This is a genomic window from Marinomonas vaga, from assembly GCF_055388305.1.
The window spans coordinates 2,968,992-2,988,585 of record NZ_AP043903.1; the positions used below are offsets into that span (position 1 = coordinate 2,968,992).

Here is a 19,594-nt window from a genome sequence, read left to right on the forward strand (position 1 = left end):
ATGTGGAGATAATATGCCAGCCAATATCGGGCGCATGAATAATTTACGTGTTGTGAAAGAAAAAGACTTTGGTGTCTATCTAGATGGGGAGCAATTTGGCGAGATCTTGCTGCCGAAGCGATACGTGCCTAAAGGCCTAAAAGTAGGTCAGCAAGTGGATGTGTTCATCTACTTGGATTCTGAAGATGAGTTGATCGCCACCACTTTAGAGCCAAAAGTTCAGGTCGGTGAATTTGCAGGGCTGATGTCTGTGGCGGTCAATCAGGTGGGTGCCTTTTTTGATTGGGGCTTGCCAAAAGATTTGCTAGTGCCTTTTAGCCAGCAAAAAAATCGTGTTGAAGAAGGCGAACGTCACCTGCTGTTTGTATACCTAGATCAGGTGACTAACCGCATCGTGGCAACGACTAAGATTGATGCCTTGCTTAACCGGGAAGAGCCCCCTTACCGCACTGGTGATAAAGTCGAGATTATCATTGGCGATAAAACCAACATTGGTTTTAAGTGTATCGTTGATAATCGCTTTTGGGGTGTTTTGTTTTTCCAAGATGCGGTGGGACAGGTTCGCAAAGGGGATAAGTTGCCTGCATTTATCAAGCGAGTTCGTGAAGATGGCAAGATTGATCTAAGCATTCAGCAAACAGGCTATAAAAAAGTGACCAATTTGCTGGATCAGATTATTGAGCATATGGAACAGAATGGCGGTGAGATGCCATTAACAGATAAAAGCGACCCTCAAGAGATTTTTCGCGTATTCAATGTAAGTAAGGCGACCTTCAAAAAAGCCATAGGTGCCTTGTACAAAGAACAGAAGATTGTCTTAAGGAAAGATAAGGTGACTTTGAAGTAATCGCCGCCACCCTTTAATTCTTTATGCAGAAAGCTCCTGATACATACTCAGGAGCTTTTTTTTGTGCTCTTCTAAGTGGGGGCGGTCATTCAGTGCTCGATAGAAGAAGTCTTGTAAAGGCGTTGGTGTGTTGGCCTCTCGATGAAAAAAGCCGGAGATGTATTCGTTTTCGGTTTTGCGTAGGTTGCGGACGTCTTCATACATGGATGAACAATTCATGGCCGTCAGCTTGGCGACGGTTGAGACGCGCATATGGAGCAATTCTGGCGTTAAGTTTAATGTGTAGGCACGGTATTTAAACTTCTCATCCTGCATGACGCTAGAGAGTTCATCGATTGCAGCATCAAAAATTGGACGAATAGGGGGCTCAAGCACTTGTCCGTTGCGGATTGAGAATAGGGCTGTTAGGGGGTTAATAATGGCATTTACGGCAACTTTCTCTAATAACCGCTGTTCAACATTTTCGCTTTGTACTCCGGGATAAGGAAATTGATTGCCGAATAGGTTTTTTTCATCTTCCACCAGTAAACCAAAAAATGTGTCACCATTGCCAGTTTGGCGCACACCGTTAGATGCGGTTTTCAAAGCCCCTTCGCTGGTCGTGCCGGCCCAAAGATTTTGGTGTTTCTTGAGGTGTGGGATCAAATCCTGCTGAGCGCCCATGCCATTACATAGGGTGGCAATTAATCCGCGCTTTTTGGTGTGTTCTCGAATATCTAAATAAGCAGGAACCAGATCAAAAGCTTTAGTGCATAACAACACTTTAGTGTATTTGCCTTCTAATTCAGAGCGGGTGGCAAACGTAACATTATGAGTGCTTTGCTGGGGTTCACCTGCATCATTTGTGAAATCTACTATGATGGGGGATTCCGGTTGGCTGGCGCTACGATGCACAATTGTGACTGGGTTTCCAAGGGCGCTAAGTTTGCTAGCCCAAAGTAATCCAACGGCACCATTTCCTACTACTAGCCATTCATCTTTAGTCATTAAGACCTCTTTATAGAAGTTTTTTAACGGTAACCCTGCTATTATGCCGCCCAAAATCGTAAATATCGAATGGAGGAGGCGAAAATGCCATCTTTTGACGTAGTATCAGAACTTGACTGGCACGAAGTGACCAACGCTGTAGACCAAGCGAATCGTGAAATTACAACCCGTTATGACTTCAAAGGGGTAGACGCAAGCTACTCAATGAAAGCAAAGGAAGCGGTTGTTTTAGAGGCCAAAGCTGAGATGCAGTTGCGCCAGATGGTGGATATTTTATCGCAAAAACTGGTCAATCGCGGTATTGACTTGAAAACCATTGAGCGTGGTTCGATTGTTGAAGGCAACCTTCGTGCGACTCAAGAAATCAAAATGAAAGAAGGCATTGATCAAGCGGAAGCGAAGAAAATCGTGAAGATGATCAAAGACAGCAAGATCAAAGTTCAAGCGCAAATTCAGGGTGAGCAATTACGTGTCACAGGGAAAAAGCGTGATGATCTTCAGCAAGTTATGCAGCTGCTAAAAGGCGCCGATTTAGAATTGCCGCTTCAGTTTAATAACTTCCGTGATTAGATAAGCAATAAAAGAGGTGCCTAGGGCGCCTCTTTTATTATTAGGCGTTGACCAGAAATCACCCAGCCCTCTTGCTCTAATGCGCTCCGCTGGCGCCGATAAGCCTCAGTCCCCTCAGTAAAACTAATATAACGTTTGCTGTTGACCACGCGATACCAGGGGAGTTTTGTGTCTTTGGGGAGCTCTTTTAAAATTTTGCCTACTTGTCTTGCGTTGTTTGGCCGGCCGGCTTGTTTTGCTAATTCTCCGTAAGAAATCACATGACCTGCAGGTAAATGTGAAAGAATGAATATTACCTTGCTTTTAAAACTGTCCATCTCTTGATTCGGCAAAATTTAACCCTACATATCCATTCATATTCGAAAACATAAGAAGGTTATCATGCGATTTGCATTATTGCTGTTTATTCTGATCCCAGTGATTGAGTTATCTGTACTGATTCAAGTGGGCTCACAAATAGGAAGTTTGACCACGGTTGCTCTGGTCTTTTTGACGGCTATCGTTGGTTTGGCTTTGATTCGTCGACAAGGATTTGAAACCTCTCAAAAAGCGCAAGAGAAACTGCGTCGTGGTGAAGTTCCTGCTTCAGAAGTGGCGGAAGGCTTTATGCTGGCCTTCGCTGGCATCTGCTTGTTGATTCCTGGTTTTGTCACTGATGCGGTGGGCGCTATTTTGTTAATTTCCCCCTTGCGTAAAAGTATCGCTGGCACCGTAGCATTGGACTTTTTGAAGAAGCGAATGAATATGCGTGCCAATTGGACTCACCAGAACGCTAATGGTCGCCGTAATGATGGCGAGATCATTGAGGGTGAGTATCGTAGTGAAAAAGACGATGACGACTTAATAGATAAAAAATAATTTGTTTTTGGCCTTGAAATACTTCTGGTCAACCACATTAAAGTTGCGATGAAGAATCCCGCCACAAACGGTGGGGCTAATCCGGCCAGGGGAGTCCTGGTATTGATTAACGTTGGAGATAGAGATCAATGAATATTCGTCCTTTGCACGATCGCGTCGTTGTTCGCCGTAAAGAAGAAGAAACAACTACTGCATCCGGTATCGTTTTGCCAGGGTCTGCAACTGAAAAGCCTACTCAAGGCGAAGTGTTGGCTGTGGGCACGGGTCGTATTCAATCAAACGGTGATGTTCGCGAACTTGCTGTAAGCGTTGGCGACACTGTTTTGTTCGGCCAGTACTCAGGTCAGTCCGTTAAGATTAACGGCGAAGAACTACTTATCATGAAAGAAGACGAAATCTACGGCATCATCGAAGCCTAAGTCTTTTTAGTTACATCATCGATTAGCGAACTTACAAATTTAGGATATAAAAAATGGCAGCTAAAGAAGTAAAGTTTTCAGATAGCGCACGTCAGAAAATGCTTAAAGGCGTTAACGTCTTGGCTGACGCGGTTAAGGTAACCTTAGGTCCAAAAGGTCGTAACGTTGTTATTGAGAAATCTTTTGGCGCACCGGTTGTGACAAAAGACGGCGTGTCTGTAGCCAAAGAAATCGAGCTTGAAGACAAGTTCGAAAACATGGGTGCACAAATGGTTAAAGAAGTATCTTCACAAGCCAACGATGTGGCGGGTGACGGTACAACCACAGCAACCGTTCTTGCTCAGTCTTTTGTAACTGAAGGTCTTAAAGCCGTTGCTGCGGGCCGCAACCCGATGGACCTTAAGCGTGGTATCGATAAGGCAACTAACGCTGTCGTTGAAGAGCTTGCTGCACTGTCTACACCTTGTACAGACAGCCGTGCTGTAGAGCAGGTAGGTACTATCTCTGCAAACTCTGACGCTTCTGTAGGTAAGATCATTGCTGAAGCAATGAACCGTGTAGGTAAAGAAGGCGTTATCACAGTAGAAGAAGGTTCAGGTTTTGAAGATGAGCTAGCTGTGGTTGAAGGTATGCAATTTGACCGTGGTTACCTATCTCCTTACTTCATCAACAACCAAGAAACTATGAGTGCGGAACTAGAAAACCCATTCATCCTTCTTGTTGATAAGAAAATTTCAAACATCCGTGACTTGCTACCAGTTCTTGAAGGCGTAGCAAAAGCGTCTCGTCCTCTGCTTATCATTGCGGAAGATGTTGAAGGTGAGGCCCTAGCAACGCTTGTTGTTAACTCTATGCGCGGTATCGTAAAAGTTGCGGCAGCGAAAGCACCTGGTTTTGGTGATCGTCGTAAAGCAATGCTTCAAGACATCGCTATCTTGACTGGTGCTCAAGTAATCTCTGAAGAAGTAGGTCTTTCTCTAGAAAGCACTACCCTAGAGCACCTAGGTACAGCTAAGCGTGTTACTTTGACGAAAGAGAGCACTACGGTTGTTGATGGCGCTGGTGACAACGCTTCTATCACAGCACGTGTTGAGCAGATTCGCGCTGAAATCGCTAACTCTACCTCTGACTACGACAAAGAGAAGCTACAAGAGCGCGTTGCTAAATTAGCGGGCGGTGTGGCTGTTATCAAGATCGGTGCTGCCACTGAAGTAGCAATGAAAGAGAAGAAAGCGCGTGTAGACGACGCACTTCACGCAACTCGTGCAGCGGTTGAAGAAGGTGTTGTAGCGGGTGGTGGTGTTGCTCTAGTACGTGCATTGACTAAAGTAACAAGCCTTAAAGGCGACAACGAAGATCAGAACGTTGGTATTACTCTAGCGCTACGTGCGATGGAATCGCCAATGCGTCAAATCGTTTCTAACGCAGGTGACGAAGCTTCTGTTGTAGTAGACAAAGTTAAGCAGGGCGAAGGTAACTACGGTTACAATGCTGCCACAGGTGAGTACGGTGATATGTTGGAAATGGGTATCCTAGACCCAGCCAAAGTAACTCGTTCTGCACTACAAGCAGCTGCTTCTGTAGCGGGTCTAATGATCACTACTGAAGCCATGATTGCTGAAATTCCGAAAGAAGATGCTCCAGCTATGCCTGATATGGGCGGCATGGGTGGTATGGGCGGCATGATGTAATCCGCTTACGCCTTTAGGAAGTAAAAAGCCTCGCAAATGCGGGGCTTTTTTATGCCTATATATTGTAATGATTCTCATTTGGTTTAAAGTGGTCTTCCACTTGTCTGGAGGAGATTAAATGTCGCATACATCAAACAATCAGTTGTCGTCAGCGGTGCTTTTGGAGTTGTTGAACTCCAAACGTTTTGGTGTGGAATATCAGCCTATTATTGAGTTGGCTTCGAATGACATTATTGGCTATGAAGCCTTGTCCAGATTCTATGGGGCCGATGGGGAGTTTTTGAGACCTGATTATGTCTATGCGTCCCTTCATGAATCTCCCATTACTCTGTTTCAGGTTGAATTCGCGCAGAAGCAAATACAGCTTGCAAATCGTCCCTCTGGTTTGTTGTTCGTTAACCTAGACCAAGATGCCTTCTTTGCAAGCGATGCAGAAGCCCATAGCAACCCATTTATTCAGATGATCCGACAGCAAGGAAATGACTCTGTGGTAGTGGAGCTGATTGAAAACTCGGAATTAAATGACGCTATTATGAGTTTATCTATGATTGAGGCCTTTGATGCTTTAGGGATTGAAACGGCTCTGGATGATCTTTGTCACCCATTGTCGATGATTTCGGTTTCTGTGTTGCAATTGGTCTCTTGGGTTAAATTAGATAAATGTGTGCTACGCATGAAAGATAAACCCAAATTTATGACATTCGTCTGCAAAATGATTCAATTTGCAAAAGAGACTAATAAGAAGATCGTCCTAGAGGGTATTGAGTCGGAAGCAGACCTAGAGGTGGCGAAAATGCTGGATGTGGACTATGTTCAAGGTTTTTTATTTCGGTCCAACTTTATTAATAAACAAGCATAATTAAGCGAATGCTATAAAACATCCAAACCATTGATTCTAAAGCTATTGATAATTCCGAACCTGTATAAGATACTTGTTTGTATATTCATCGTCGGTTTATAACGAGAAAGGGAAGCTTATGCTCAGAAAAACGCTCATTAGTATGGCTGTATCTGGTGCGCTGTATGTCTCCAGTAGTTACGCATTAGAGCTGGGCGAGTTAACCTCCCAATCCGCAATCGATGAACCTTACCGAGGTAGAATTCAATTAACTGACGCTGACGGGTTGGCACCTGCTGATATTACTGTGCGTCTGGGCTCTGAAAGTGAGTTTAGGCAAGCGGGCTTAGCGCCTTCTACGATTTTGGCTCAGCTTAACTTCAGTGTTATCCGTGAAAATGGCCAATTGGCCGTATTGGTGCAATCTCAAGAGCCTCTAGAAGTTCAAGAACTTCAGTTTGTTCTCGCGGCACGTTGGCCCAGTGGCCAGGTTGTTCGAGAGTATCAAACACCTATCAATCAATCTGCGCTGGTAGAAAAAGCACAGCCAGAAGTCATTCAGTCGATACAGCCTCAGCCTGCTGCAAACCCAACGAATCAAGTATTTCGTCAAGAGACCGCTACTGCTAATCAGATGCAAACCGCCTCTGAATTAAATGTGCGTAAGGGGAATACCTTATGGTCTATCGCAGGAGCTAATCGTCCTTCAAATCAATTGACCATTTATCAAACGATGATGGCGATTCAGGCGCTCAACCAAGATGCCTTCTATGCCAACAATATCAACCTGTTGCGGGAAGGGGCGGTGTTGCGTTTACCGACTCAAGAACAAATTGCGCTCTTTAACAAGGCGACTTCCCAAGCTGAGTTTGAGCGTCAGCACGCTGCTTGGATGGCCTTGAAAAATGCGGGTCGTATTGATGATGTCGTTAACCAAGAGCAACTCAATACCCAAGCTCAAAGTAATACCACGCCAGCACCACCTGCAAAAACTGGGGATCAGCTTAAGTTGGCTTCCGGCCAGAGCGTGTTGCCCGAAGCAGATGCAAGCTCCAATGCAGCGGATACTCAACGTATCAGTGATTTAGAGAGTGAATTATCAGCAACCAATGAGTTGCTTGATAAAGAAACCCGTGAGAAGGAAGAGCTCTCCGATAAGCTATCTGATGTGAATGAGCAGCTGGCTACTTTGGAGCGCCTGATTAGCCTTAAAGATCAGCAAATGGCTGAGCTTCAACGTCAATTTACCAGTGCTCAGCAAGCTCTCCAAGAGCAGAAAAACACTGTAGACCAATTGCTTGAAGCAGATCAGCTACGCCGTGAACAAGCTGCGGCAGAAGAAGAGTCCTTTTCCAATAAGATTTTTGGCAATCCCATTATCTTATCGATATCTGGTGTCGTGTTATTACTTCTAGGCTTATTGGCTGGCATGTTGATCAAACGTTCTGGCCGCAAAAAAGAACCAGAAGTAAAAGACACAACCGAATTTGATTTAGCGCCTGCGGCAGCTGCTGCGACAGCAGGGGCCGCTGCAGTGGTTGCAACGGAGGCCGTTGCAGAAAGTGAGCCAGAGCCAGAACAGCAAGATTATGACGTGGAAGAGGAAGATCCATTTGCGTTTGATTTTGATGTGGATAATGAGGCTGACGATGGTTTTGATGGCTTTGATGAATCTGTTGCGTCGACTCAAACAGAAGTAACCCAGCCTGAAGAAGACGGTTTCGATGAATTTGAAATTCCTGAGTTAGATGAAACTGTTTCTGAGCCTGAGAATGAGTCCGATGAGCTTGAAGATGCCTTAGGTATCGAAATGGATGAGTTGGCTGATGAAGAAGACGAAGCTAATGATGATCCTTTTGCTGAGTTTGAAATTGAAGATGCAGATGCTCAGGATTCCACATCAGAAGTGGATGCGACTAAAGAAAATAACGACTTCAATCTAGAAGACACTTTGGGTGATTTTGAGTCGCAATCCAGTGAGTTGGATATAGACAACAGTCAAGATGAGCAAGTTGATGACCTCAGTTCGGAGTTTGAGTTACCTGAACCTGAAGCCGATGATGATCAATTTTCTGAGGAAGAATCCTTTGTCAGCAACCTTCTCAATGATGAGGAGCCTGATCAAGCGGATAGTGATGAGTCCTCTGTGTTTGATCGTGAACCGGATGCAGCTCTTGCTGAAAGTATCGATGAAGCGCTTGCTGAAGCACAGCAAGATGAAGACGACTTTGGTGGTTTGGATGTGCCTGAATTCGGTGAAGAAGAGGCTGCTGCTGAATCCGACGAGTCAGATGACGAAGAAGAAATTGATTTCTTTGATGCCAGTGGCGATGAAGTTGCGACTAAGCTAGATTTGGCACGAGCTTACATGGATATGGGTGATGAAGAGGGTGCGCGTGTTATACTTGAGGATGTTGTAGCGTCTGGTAATGAAAGTCAGATTGCTGAAGCCCAAAGTATGATGGAGCGAATGTTCCCAAGTGAGTAAACAGAAAGTAGCACTGGTCGTCGAGTATAACGGGGCGGCCTATAAAGGGTGGCAAGCACAGAAATATGATGTTGCCACCGTTCAAGAAAGTTTAGAACACGCTTTAACTAAGATCGCCAACCACCCAGTTAATGTTATTTGCGCTGGTCGCACTGATGCAGGTGTTCACGCCAGCGCACAAGTTGTTCATTTTGAAACGGATGCCGTTCGCCCTGAACGAGCATGGACCCTTGGCGTTAACACGCATCTCCCGTCTGATATCTCTGTTGTTGCTGCTAAAAACGTCGGTGAGGACTTTCATGCGCGTTTTAGTGCGGTGAGTCGTCGATATCGTTATGTGATCTATCAATCTGAATTCCGTCCAGCTATCTTGGCTAAACAAGTGACTTGGACATACAAAAATTTAGATGTGGAGCGCATGCAGCGTGCTTGTGAGTATTTTAAAGGCACCCATGACTTTACCTCTTTTCGTGCGGTAGGCTGTCAGGCTAAAAGCCCTGTTCGTACTATTCTAAATTTCTCCGTAGATCGATTTGGTCAATACATTGTGCTGGATGTTCGAGCGAATGCGTTTTTGCATCATATGATTCGTAATTTTGCTGGCGTATTAATGACCATAGGTGCTGGTGAGCAACCGGTTGAATGGGCGAAGACTGTTCTTGATGCGAAAGATCGCACTCAAGGGGGGATTACGGCACCACCATTTGGGCTGTATTTTGTTGATGCAGAATACCCATCTGAGCTTGAGGCGCCAACTGTTGCCCTGGGTCCTCATTTTTTACCTTACAAGCAGGAAGCAGAGTATGTCTTGCCGAGTTAAAATTTGCGGTATTACTAATCTGGAAGATGCGCTTCAAGCGCTAGGGGCAGGAGCTGATGCTCTTGGTTTTGTCTTTTATGATAAAAGTCCACGCTATGTGAGCCCAGATGTGGCTAATCAGATTGTTAGTCAGCTTCCACCATTTGTGGTCCCTGTAGGATTGTTTGTGAATGCCCCAGATGACCTAGTGGAGCAAGTCTCTCAAGGTAGTGTGCGCTGGGTGATTCAATTTCACGGTGATGAAACGCCAGAACAATGTGAGTCCTACGGAAAACCTTATTATAAAGCTCTGCGGATGAAGCCAGATGTGGATGTGCTGAGAGAGGCATCTAACTATCCATCTGCGTTGGCAATACTCTTGGATGCCTACAAACCTGGCATTCCAGGGGGTACTGGTGAGACATTTAATTGGAACGCGATCCCAGCACAGTTACCAAAACCACTGATCTTGGCAGGCGGTTTGACGCCAGACAATGTGGCGACGGCCGTTAATACGGTAAAGCCTTATGCTGTGGATGTCAGTGGTGGGGTAGAGCGTTCAAAAGGCTTAAAAGACCCAGATCGGGTGATACAGTTTATTAATGGAGCGAAACATGGTGGATAAGACCAAAATATCGTTAAATTTACCGGATGAGCATGGCCGTTTTGGACAATATGGCGGCATCTTTGTATCTGAAACGCTCATGTCAGCTTTGGAGGATTTGGCCAAGGTTTATGAGCAGTTATCTAATGAAGAGGCCTTTCAGCAGGCTTTTGATAAAGACTTAGCTCACTATGTTGGTCGCCCTTCACCTTTATATTTTGCCGAACGCCTTACTGAAAAGGCGGGCGGCGCAAAAATTTATTTAAAACGTGAAGACTTAAACCATACAGGTGCCCACAAGATTAACAACACCATAGGTCAGGCGTTGTTGGCAAAACATATGGGCAAGCCCAATATTATTGCTGAAACAGGTGCTGGTCAGCATGGGGTTGCATCTGCCACGGTGGCTGCCCGTCTAGGTTTGAAATGCAAGGTCTTTATGGGGGCAGAAGACGTTCGTCGTCAAGCATTGAACGTCTATCGAATGAAGCTGTTGGGTGCCGAAGTGATCCCTGTGGAGTCGGGGACTAAAACCCTAAAAGATGCATTGAACGAAGCCATGCGTTACTGGGTAAGCCATGTGGATGATACTTTCTACATTATTGGTACAGCGGCGGGCCCGCATCCTTATCCAAAACTGGTTCGTGATTTTCAGGCAGTGATTGGTCGTGAAACCAAGGCTCAATGTATGGAGCAAGAAGGTCGCTTGCCAGATGCTGTAGTAGCCTGTGTTGGGGGTGGCTCCAATGCAATTGGTATGTTCTACCCATTTATAGAAGATGAGTCGGTTGCTATGTACGGCGTGGAAGCAGGGGGTGACGGTGTTGAAACAGGCCGACACGCGGCGCCTTTGAGTGCTGGTCGTCCAGGTGTTTTGCACGGCAATCGTACCTATGTGATGGCCGACGAAGATGGTCAGATTATGGGAACTCACTCTATTTCTGCTGGCTTGGATTATCCGGGTGTAGGGCCAGAACATGCTTGGCTGAAAGACGTAGGACGTGCCCAGTATGTCGCTATCAATGATGATGAGGCTATGGAAGGGTTTCGCGATTTAACTCGATTAGAGGGCATTATGCCGGCGCTGGAATCCAGTCATGCCATTGCCTACGGTATGAAGCTTGCTGCCACCATGGAGAAGGACCAGATTGTTGTTATCAATCTTTCCGGTAGGGGGGATAAAGACATACATACGGTAGCAGAAATTGATGGGTTGGAGATGTAATTATGGGCCGCATTCAAACGTGTTTCGATCAGTTAAATGGTGAAGGTAAAAAAGCCTTAATACCGTACATCACTGCAGGAGACCCAAGTCCAGATCATACGGTTGAACTGATGCATGCATTGGTTGAGTCGGGTGCGGATATCATTGAACTGGGTATGCCGTTTTCTGATCCTATGGCGGATGGTCCTGTGATTCAGTTGGCCTGCGAGCGTGCATTAGCTGCAGGCACAACAGTGCGTAAAGTACTAGAGATTGTAAAAGAGTTTCGATCAATTAATGCTCAAACCCCCGTGGTATTAATGGGATATTTGAACCCGATTGAGTTCTTTGGCTATCAAGCATTTTCTGATGCAGCAAAAGAAGCGGGTGTAGATGGCATTTTATTAGTAGATTTGACTCCTGAAGAAGCGACAGATGTAGTAGAATGCTTCCGCAACAACGACATCGACTTAATTTATTTATTGTCACCGACTACTACCAAGCAGCGTGCAGAGAAAATATGCGCACTTGCTTCTGGGTATGTGTATTACGTGTCGGTTAAAGGTGTGACGGGTTCTGCGTCCTTAGACGTGGACAGTGTGCGCGCCCATGTCGAGTCGTTAAAAGACATTACAGCGCTACCGATAGGCGTTGGCTTTGGTATTCGAGACCCACAGACAGCAAAAGTTGTGAGTGAGTGCTCAGACGGGGTCATTGTCGGTAGTGTTCTGGTAAATGCCATCGCGCAATCGCGTGGCAAAACACAAGATGAAATTGCTAATGCATTACGTAAAATCCTAGCTCCGATGCGCTCAGAGATGGATAAGTAAGTATTAGCCTGTAACAATTTGGAGAGTTAAATGAGCAGTTGGCTAGATAAATTTGTTCCTACGATTATGCGTAGCGAAACCCGTCGCACTCAAGGTAGTGTGCCAGAAGGTCTTTGGAAGAAATGTCCTAAATGTGACAACGTTCTTTACCGTCCAGAGTTAGAAAAAAACTTAGATGTTTGTCCTAAGTGTGAGCACCACATGCGTGTTTCGGCTCGTCGTCGCTTAGATATCTTCCTAGACAAAGAAGGTCGTGCTGAAATTGCAGCTCATTTGGAGCCAGAAGATAAGCTTAAGTTTAAAGACTCTAAACGTTATAAAGATCGTCTTGCTGCTGCGCAAAAAGCGACCGGTGAAAAAGACGCCTTGGTGGCAATGGAAGGCACTCTAAACGGTATGCCAGTTGTTGCAGTGGCCTTTGAGTTTAGTTTCCTAGGTGGATCTATGGGGGCTATCGTTGGCGAAAAATTTGTTCAAGCAGCAAACGTTAGTTTAGAAAAAGGTATTCCATTGATCTGTTTCTCTGCTTCTGGCGGTGCCCGTATGCAAGAAGCTCTTATTTCTCTAATGCAGATGGCTAAAACCAGCGCTGCCCTAGAGAAAATGAAACAACAAGGTATTCCTTATATTTCCGCCATGACGGATCCTGTGTTCGGTGGTGTGTCTGCATCTTTGGCGATGTTAGGCGATTTGAATGTTGCTGAGCCGAATGCATTGATCGGTTTCGCTGGCCCACGAGTTATCGAACAAACAGTTCGTGAGAAACTGCCTGAAGGTTTCCAACGTTCTGAATTTTTGTTGGATAAAGGCGCTCTAGATATGATCATTTCCCGTCACGATTTGCGTGACCGCTTATACAATGTACTTTCTATCTTGACGAACAAAGCAGCCTAAGTTAATGCCAACAAGGTCTCTTACAGATTGGCTCTCTTACATAGAGAGCCAGCACCCTTCGGAAATAGAGTTAGGTCTTGAACGAGGCCTAACAGTTCTCAGTAAACTCAATTTAGGTCGCCCTAAGCAGAAAGTAATCACAGTAGCGGGTACCAATGGTAAGGGCTCTACCTGTGCCATGTTGACTCAGTACTTAGTGGCTAGTGGCTTCAAAGTAGGGACCTATACATCACCTCACTTTCTTCGTTTTAACGAACGTGTTGCCCTTGATGGTCAGGAGTGTTCTGACGAACTTTTGTGTCAGGCCTTTGAAAAAATTGAAAAAGTTCGCGGTGATACTCCGTTAACCTATTTCGAATTTTCGACCCTGGCGGCATTATGGGTGTTTGATCAACTTGAGTTGGACTATTGGGTGCTTGAAGTTGGTTTAGGCGGACGCTTAGATTCTGTGAATATGGTGGATACGGACCTTGCGGTCGTAACGTCTATTGCCTTAGACCATGTTGATTGGTTAGGGGATTCCATTGAAATTATCGGTCGTGAAAAATCCGGTATTGGGCGCAAGGGTAAACCGTTTGTATCGGGCGTGGTAAATCCACCAGAAAGCATTGCTGTAACGGCAGCAGAGCTTGGTGCTAGGTTAACCCAAAAGCATGTGGATTTTAGTTTTACTCTTGATGGAGATGGATGGCGGTGGTGGACAGACAATGTGTCCTTTGAGAACCTGCCAATTCCTAAGTTACCTTTAGAAAATGCTGCGACAGTTATTGAAGTACTGCGAGTGCTTCAGGTTGACTTGGATCAGGATAAATTAACCGATCTGTTTGCTAATGCGACCTTACTGGGGCGTTTTCAAAAAGTTGCTAATGAACCTGATTTATACATTGATGTGGCCCATAATCCAGAAGCTGCTACCCAATTAAAACAGCAGGTTGAGCACTTAGGTCAGCCTGTGATTGCCGTGTGCGGCATGCTGAAAGACAAAGACATTGCCGCTGTGATGGCGACCCTAGCGGATAGTTTTGAAAGTTGGAAGTTAATCGGTCTTCATGGTCCCCGTGGGGCGACAGCTGAAGAGCTCAAGGGATATTTAAATCAAGCTGAAACCTTTGTCAGTTTAACCGATGCGGTGTCATCCGCAGTCGAGGAGGCTAAGGTCAAAGGGGCAGCGATTGTCGTGTTCGGTTCCTTCTTAACGGTTTCCGAATATCTGGCAAATCAATAAGCTAAGGTAAGGATGTCATGTTAGATACCAAGACAAAATATCGATTGATTGGCGCTGGGTTGTTAGTGCTGTCAGCAGCTGTGCTTTTGCCATTGGTATTAGACGGAGAGCGACCTCCTGAGCTTGATGTGCAAGTAGTTGTGCCAGAGCGACCAGCATTCCCAGAAGTGGCTATTGCGCCAGTTAAATCGATGGATGACCTGGTAGTGCAACAACAAGAGACCGCCAGTGCCGCTAATAGTCAGGAAAGCTCGCCAAATGATATTGAGCTTATTCCAACCCCTAAGGCGGCTGCTCCAACGCAAGAGCCACTAGACACTCGCACTAAGACGGCTAGTGTTGCCGTCGCGCCAACGCAAGAGCCTGTGAAGGCGCCTGCTCCTGAGCCAATTGCAGAACGCTGGACTTTACAGGTGGCAACTTTTGGCAAAAAAGAAAACGCAACACGTACTCTTAAGAGGCTACAGGATGCTGGGTATCCTGCTTATATTATGACCACTAATGCACTGTATAAAGTGTTTGTTGGTCCTGAGTTAAAACGCAGTGCTTCGGACAAAGCGAAGGAAGATGTGAAGAAAGAGTTTTCACTGAACGGTATTGTCGTGAAATATTCTCCGAATTCGTAAATCTTCCCCTTTGGTTGCTTGGAATAACGTGAGCTTTTGGTAAACTTCGCAGCGAAATATAAGAGGTACGTGTGGAGCAGATACAATCTATTTCAACTTTAGACTGGCTGATCATTGCGGTGATCCTATTGTCTTCATTGTTGAGCTTAAAACGCGGCTTTGTTAAAGAGGTCCTATCCCTAGTTACCTGGGTAGTGGCCTTTGTGGTAGCAGTAAAATTCAGTGATTCACTGCAAACCTTATTAATTGATCAAGTTCAAAATGACCAAATTCGCTACATTGTTTCCTTCGTTAGCTTATTTATAGCGACCTTAGTGATTGGTGCCTTGGTGAGTTTTGTTCTTGGCTCTTTAATTCAGGTGACGGGTTTATCCAGTACCGATCGTGTACTTGGAATGCTGTTTGGCTTCGCCCGTGGTAGCTTAATCGTAGTGGCCTTTGTGTCTCTGTTAAGCTTGAGTCCAGCCATTGAGAAAGCAGAGTTCTGGAAGTCTTCTCAATTGGTGCCGCAATTAGTTGTTATGAAAGATTGGGTGCGCGAGATGTTAGGCAAGGGTAGTGAATCTTTAGATTCGTCCCTCATTGAGCGCGCCTTAAGTAGTTAATGCACCCAGTGCAAAAGTTGTAAAGAACGGCCTAGTCGTTTCCCCTAATCACGAGGTATATATACATGTGTGGTATCGTTGGTGTCGTAGCCACGTCGATGGTTAATCAAACCATTTTTGACGCTCTCACGCTTCTCCAGCATCGCGGACAAGACGCAGCTGGTATGGTTACAAGCCATAATGGACTATTGTGCTTGCGTAAAGACAATGGCCCAGTGAGTGAAGTGTTTCGTACACGACACATGAAGAAGCTACATGGCAACATTGGTATCGGTCACGCCCGTTATCCAACTGCTGGTACATCTAGCTCTGCTGAAGCTCAGCCTTTTTATGTGAACTCTCCCTACGGAATTTCGTTAGCCCATAACGGTAACCTAACTAATACTGCCAAATTGAAGCAAGAGGTGTTTGAGTCGGATTTGCGACACATTAACACGACCTCTGATTCAGAGGTGTTGGTCAACGTCTTGGCTCATGAGCTTCATGAGGAAGGCAAATTGGTGCCAACGCCAGAGGACATTTTTAATGCCCTAGAGCGTGTATACAAGCGTATCGAGGGTGGCTATGCTGTGGTCGCTTTGATTACTGGCTACGGTATTCTTGCATTCCGCGACCCTGACGGCATTCGTCCTTTGATCTACGGATCAAAAGAGACGGAGAAGGGGACTGAATACATGGTCGCTTCTGAGAGTGTCGCTCTCGATGCTGCTGGCTTCAAAATTGAGCGAGACATTCGCCCTGGCGAAGCTCTGTTCTTTGATGTAAACCACAAGGTTCATCAACGTCAATGTACCGAAGCAAAAGTTCCACGCCCATGTTTGTTTGAGTATGTTTACTTTGCTCGCCCTGATACTGTGATCGACAGCATTTCTGTCTACAAAGCACGTATCAATCAAGGGGATCGTTTGGCTGCAAAGATCAAACGTGAATGGGCTGATCACGATATTGATGTGGTTATTCCAATCCCAGATACCAGCCGTACAGCAGCACTTCAAATCGCTCAGGAATTAAACATTCCTTTCCGTGAAGGCTTGGTCAAAAACCGTTACATCGGTCGTACTTTCATTATGCCGGGGCAAACCGTGCGTAAGAAATCTGTACGTCAGAAGTTGAACCCAGTACCGTTTGAGTTCAAAGACAAGAACGTTCTTTTGGTGGATGATTCCATCGTACGTGGTACCACCAGTAAAGAGATCATTGAAATGGCTCGTGAAGCAGGTGCGAAGAAAGTCTACATCGCATCCGCGGCACCTGAAGTTCGTTATCCGAACGTTTATGGTATCGACATGCCTGCTGCAGAAGAGCTGATTGCTCACGATCGTAATGTTGAAGAGATCTGTGAATTAATCGGTGCTGACCGTCTTATTTTCCAAGATTTAGAAGATTTGATCAGTGCTTGTATCGATGAGAAGCATTCCGATGTTCGTGAATTCGATACTTCAGTGTTCGATGGTAACTATATCACTGGCAACATTGATTCAAGCTACCTTGAATCTCTCGCGAGTGCGCGCAGTGATGCCCAGAAAGAAGCCGTCGAAACAAAATCTTCAAACGATATGATGTACCCAATGTAACCCCATTGGTTTAGCATATCTGAATGTTTTGCTCATGCTAAGCCAGGTTTTAACCTGGCTTAGTTGTTTTTAAAGCGTCAAAGTGGAGTGACCTATGTCTGAATACAACGATGCAACGCTCGCGATTCGAGCGGGGATTCGTCAAACCCAAGAGCAAGAGAATAGTGAAGCCATTTTCACCACATCAAGCTTCGCTTATTCAAGTGCTGCGGAAGCGGCCGCTAAGTTTTCTGGAGAAGTAGACGGTAATGTATATTCCCGCTTTACCAACCCAACGGTAGAGATGTTTGAAAAGCGTCTTGCAGCCCTTGAAAAGGGTGAGGCAGCGATTGCCACAGCATCAGGTATGGCGGCATTGATGACCTTAGGTTACAGCTTGCTGAAAGCCGGTGACAAGGTGGTTTGTTCCCGTAATATTTTTGGTTCCACAGTAAAATTCTTCAATACTTACATGGCTAAATATGGTGTTGAAATCGCCTATGTGGATGCCACAGATTATGCCGCATGGGAACAAGAGATCGATGAGAAAACACGCTTGTGTTATTTTGAAACACCCTCTAACCCACTTTACGAAGTAGTTGACGTTCCAAAAGTAGCGGAATTAGCCCATGCCAAAGGCGCTCTTTTGTGCGTGGATACGGTGTTGGCGACACCAGCTCTACAGAATCCTTTGACCCAGGGTGCAGACATCGTCATGCAGTCAGCCACCAAGTTTATTGATGGTCAGGGTCGCTGTTTAGGTGGCGCACTGATTTCATCGAAAGAAATTGTCGGTGAGTTTGTCGCCTTTATGCGTAGCGCTGGGCCGACTATGAGCCCGTTTAACGCATGGGTTCTTTTAAATGGTCTTGAGACTTTGAGTTTAAGAATGACAGCTCATTCTGCTAATGCACAAGCTTTAGCAGAATACCTTGAGCAACATCCTAAAGTTGTGAAAGTGAATTATGGGGGGTTGCCATCCCATAAGTACCATGAGTTGGCGAAAGCACAGCAGAAAGGTTTCGGTGGGGTATTATCGTTTGAGTTAGATGGAGGCAAAGAGGCTGCCTGGAAATTCATTGATAATACTAAGTTGATGTCTATCACGGGTAACTTGGGTGATACTAAAACCCTAGTGACTCATCCGGCTACCACGACTCATGGTCGTTTGACGGATGAAGAAAAGCTAAAAGCGGGTATCAAGCCTGGCTTAGTTCGCTTGTCAGTGGGTTTAGAAGATATCCAAGACATCATCCAAGACGTTGAAAGCGCGTTGTCGGCTATTTAACTGTTTAATAAAAAAGAGCGCATTGCGCTCTTTTTTATTTGTCTAACTCACTGTCTAACAGGTCTTTCTCATCCTGTTTTAGTCGCTCCAGAGCCGCTCTCTTAAGTTCTGCTTTCTGGGTATCAAGCACTAACTCATCGATAAATTCAAGCACACTGTCCTCGGTAGCAGTAAACTGCCAGCCTGAGTGATTATGCGTTCGATGTATCAGTCGGGCTTTAATTTGACCTATGATCTGGTCGTCTTGATCAAGCACAAACGCCATGATATCCCCTTCATTCACTTCAAGCAGAACATCATCTTCTATAGCCAAGGCTACCCCTAAAACACTAATGTCTATGCAAGGTAAAACCAAATCGTTATGTAGAAAACGAAGTTTATGGCCTGTTGGTTTTACTCGTAAGGCATTACGTCGCTCTTGGGAGTGATAGGTGATTTGTGAGTCCCTGTTGCTCATAGACACTGCCTTGATGCCTGTTTAGGGATTGTTTTGAGTGAATGGGATGGGTTTATCTTTATCCCTTTGAAGTACGAACTCCACCCTGCGATTTTGAGCCCGATTGGCAGGTGTGTCATTACGAACCAAAGGAATACTGTCGGCATAACCCGTAGCAGTCATGCGTTCTGCTGGAATATCGTTCTCAAGAAAATAGCGTAACGTAGTGGTGGCCCGAATGGCAGACAGTTCCCAGTTACTCGGGAAACGAGTGGTATTAATGGGGATGTTGTCCGTATGACCTTTTATGTTGATGTCGTAGTCAGGATATTTGTTAAAGATTGCCAATAAAGTTTGGTAGATAGGGAGGGCGGTATAAAGGATTTCCGCTTCACCAGACTCAAATAATGAAGCACCATCAATACGAATGGTGATTTTTTCGCCGTCTTCAAAAACAGAGACTTGGCTGTCCATGCTGGCGGCATTAAATCGACTCGCCACATCGTTGGCAATGGTGTTCACCTCTTCACGAACGACTTCGTCGACGGGTTCCTCTGCATAGGTGAGCTCTTTATTGGTGGCCATTTGTGGCTCAACTGGCTTAATAGTCTCAGTGCCGCCACCTGAATATTTTAGAGGATCTTGGCGAACTAATGCGCCATTACTGTTCAAGGCTATTTGAATGGATGACAGGGCAGCCACAAGTGTGGTTTCGGTCATGCGAGATAAGCTGTACAAGAGGATAAAAAAGACCAAAAGCAGCGACATGAGATCGGCAAAGGTGAAAATCCAGCCAGCATTATCATCGTCATCAAATAACGGATCACTCATG

Annotated in this window: 21 protein-coding genes; 17 read left to right on the plus strand and 4 right to left on the minus strand. The window is 45.5% G+C overall.

Features of this window, described 5'->3' with window-relative positions; translation table 11 throughout:
* The first annotated feature begins 13 nt into the window (after positions 1-13).
* Positions 14-847: a CvfB family protein gene (locus ACZ5DR_RS13895; RefSeq protein ID WP_377367211.1), complete on the plus strand. Its 834-nt coding sequence runs from the start codon at positions 14-16 to the stop codon at positions 845-847.
* Between the two features lie 21 nt (positions 848-868).
* On the opposite strand, the gene ACZ5DR_RS13900 is transcribed toward ACZ5DR_RS13895, so the two are convergent.
* Positions 869-1,834: a ketopantoate reductase family protein gene (locus ACZ5DR_RS13900; RefSeq protein ID WP_377367213.1), complete on the minus strand. Its 966-nt coding sequence runs from the start codon at positions 1,832-1,834 to the stop codon at positions 869-871.
* Between the two features lie 84 nt (positions 1,835-1,918).
* Here ACZ5DR_RS13900 and ACZ5DR_RS13905 point away from each other — a divergent pair, with 84 nt between their 5' ends.
* Positions 1,919-2,404: a YajQ family cyclic di-GMP-binding protein gene (locus ACZ5DR_RS13905; RefSeq protein WP_377367215.1), complete on the plus strand. Its 486-nt coding sequence runs from the start codon at positions 1,919-1,921 to the stop codon at positions 2,402-2,404.
* Positions 2,405-2,424: 20 nt separating this feature from the next.
* On the opposite strand, the gene ACZ5DR_RS13910 is transcribed toward ACZ5DR_RS13905, so the two are convergent.
* Positions 2,425-2,736 carry an MGMT family protein gene (locus ACZ5DR_RS13910; protein ID WP_377367217.1) on the minus strand — a complete coding sequence of 104 codons (312 nt, stop codon included), beginning with the start codon at positions 2,734-2,736 and terminating at the stop codon, positions 2,425-2,427.
* 49 nt (positions 2,737-2,785) lie between these two features.
* Here ACZ5DR_RS13910 and ACZ5DR_RS13915 point away from each other — a divergent pair, with 49 nt between their 5' ends.
* From ACZ5DR_RS13915 to ACZ5DR_RS13985, 15 genes are all read left to right on the plus strand, one after another.
* On the plus strand, positions 2,786-3,262 hold the full coding sequence (locus ACZ5DR_RS13915) for an FxsA family protein (RefSeq protein WP_377367219.1): 477 nt from the start codon (positions 2,786-2,788) through the stop codon (positions 3,260-3,262).
* A 128-nt stretch (positions 3,263-3,390) separates the two neighbouring features.
* Positions 3,391-3,681: a co-chaperone GroES gene (locus ACZ5DR_RS13920; protein ID WP_377367221.1), complete on the plus strand. Its 291-nt coding sequence runs from the start codon at positions 3,391-3,393 to the stop codon at positions 3,679-3,681.
* 53 nt (positions 3,682-3,734) lie between these two features.
* Positions 3,735-5,372 carry a chaperonin GroEL gene (groL, locus tag ACZ5DR_RS13925; RefSeq protein ID WP_377367223.1) on the plus strand — a complete coding sequence of 546 codons (1,638 nt, stop codon included), beginning with the start codon at positions 3,735-3,737 and terminating at the stop codon, positions 5,370-5,372.
* Between the two features lie 118 nt (positions 5,373-5,490).
* Positions 5,491-6,231: an EAL domain-containing protein gene (locus ACZ5DR_RS13930; protein ID WP_377367225.1), complete on the plus strand. Its 741-nt coding sequence runs from the start codon at positions 5,491-5,493 to the stop codon at positions 6,229-6,231.
* Between the two features lie 118 nt (positions 6,232-6,349).
* Positions 6,350-8,698 carry a FimV/HubP family polar landmark protein gene (locus ACZ5DR_RS13935; RefSeq protein ID WP_377367227.1) on the plus strand — a complete coding sequence of 783 codons (2,349 nt, stop codon included), beginning with the start codon at positions 6,350-6,352 and terminating at the stop codon, positions 8,696-8,698.
* A complete protein-coding gene (truA, locus tag ACZ5DR_RS13940; protein WP_377367229.1) occupies positions 8,691-9,518 on the plus strand; it encodes a tRNA pseudouridine(38-40) synthase TruA in 828 nt (275 codons plus the stop codon). Before ACZ5DR_RS13935 ends, truA begins: the two co-directional genes overlap by 8 nt.
* On the plus strand, positions 9,502-10,122 hold the full coding sequence (locus ACZ5DR_RS13945) for a phosphoribosylanthranilate isomerase (protein WP_377367231.1): 621 nt from the start codon (positions 9,502-9,504) through the stop codon (positions 10,120-10,122). Before truA ends, ACZ5DR_RS13945 begins: the two co-directional genes overlap by 17 nt.
* On the plus strand, positions 10,112-11,326 hold the full coding sequence (trpB, locus tag ACZ5DR_RS13950; protein WP_377367232.1) for a tryptophan synthase subunit beta: 1,215 nt from the start codon (positions 10,112-10,114) through the stop codon (positions 11,324-11,326). The genes ACZ5DR_RS13945 and trpB overlap by 11 nt, the downstream gene beginning before the upstream one ends.
* A gap of 2 nt (positions 11,327-11,328) precedes the next feature.
* Positions 11,329-12,135 (plus strand): tryptophan synthase subunit alpha, encoded by an 807-nt coding sequence (gene trpA / locus ACZ5DR_RS13955; protein ID WP_377367234.1) that lies wholly within the window; start codon positions 11,329-11,331, stop codon positions 12,133-12,135.
* A gap of 30 nt (positions 12,136-12,165) precedes the next feature.
* Complete coding sequence (gene accD, locus ACZ5DR_RS13960; protein WP_377367235.1) at positions 12,166-13,029, plus strand: acetyl-CoA carboxylase, carboxyltransferase subunit beta; 864 nt, start codon at positions 12,166-12,168, stop codon at positions 13,027-13,029.
* A 4-nt stretch (positions 13,030-13,033) separates the two neighbouring features.
* Positions 13,034-14,254, plus strand: coding sequence for a bifunctional tetrahydrofolate synthase/dihydrofolate synthase (folC, locus tag ACZ5DR_RS13965; RefSeq protein WP_377367237.1), 1,221 nt, complete (start codon positions 13,034-13,036; stop codon positions 14,252-14,254).
* Positions 14,255-14,271: 17 nt separating this feature from the next.
* Positions 14,272-14,880, plus strand: coding sequence for an SPOR domain-containing protein (locus ACZ5DR_RS13970; RefSeq protein WP_377367239.1), 609 nt, complete (start codon positions 14,272-14,274; stop codon positions 14,878-14,880).
* 71 nt (positions 14,881-14,951) lie between these two features.
* Positions 14,952-15,485, plus strand: a complete 534-nt coding sequence (locus ACZ5DR_RS13975; protein ID WP_377367241.1) for a CvpA family protein — start codon at positions 14,952-14,954, stop codon at positions 15,483-15,485.
* A 65-nt stretch (positions 15,486-15,550) separates the two neighbouring features.
* Entirely contained in the window at positions 15,551-17,059 is a 1,509-nt protein-coding gene (gene purF / locus ACZ5DR_RS13980; protein ID WP_377367243.1) for an amidophosphoribosyltransferase, read from the plus strand.
* A 94-nt stretch (positions 17,060-17,153) separates the two neighbouring features.
* Complete coding sequence (locus ACZ5DR_RS13985; protein ID WP_377367245.1) at positions 17,154-18,326, plus strand: O-succinylhomoserine sulfhydrylase; 1,173 nt, start codon at positions 17,154-17,156, stop codon at positions 18,324-18,326.
* 34 nt (positions 18,327-18,360) lie between these two features.
* On the opposite strand, the gene ACZ5DR_RS13990 is transcribed toward ACZ5DR_RS13985, so the two are convergent.
* Positions 18,361-18,783 carry a hypothetical protein gene (locus ACZ5DR_RS13990; RefSeq protein WP_377367247.1) on the minus strand — a complete coding sequence of 141 codons (423 nt, stop codon included), beginning with the start codon at positions 18,781-18,783 and terminating at the stop codon, positions 18,361-18,363.
* 21 nt (positions 18,784-18,804) lie between these two features.
* Complete coding sequence (locus ACZ5DR_RS13995; protein ID WP_377367249.1) at positions 18,805-19,593, minus strand: OmpA/MotB family protein; 789 nt, start codon at positions 19,591-19,593, stop codon at positions 18,805-18,807.
* Position 19,594: the final 1 nt, after the last annotated feature.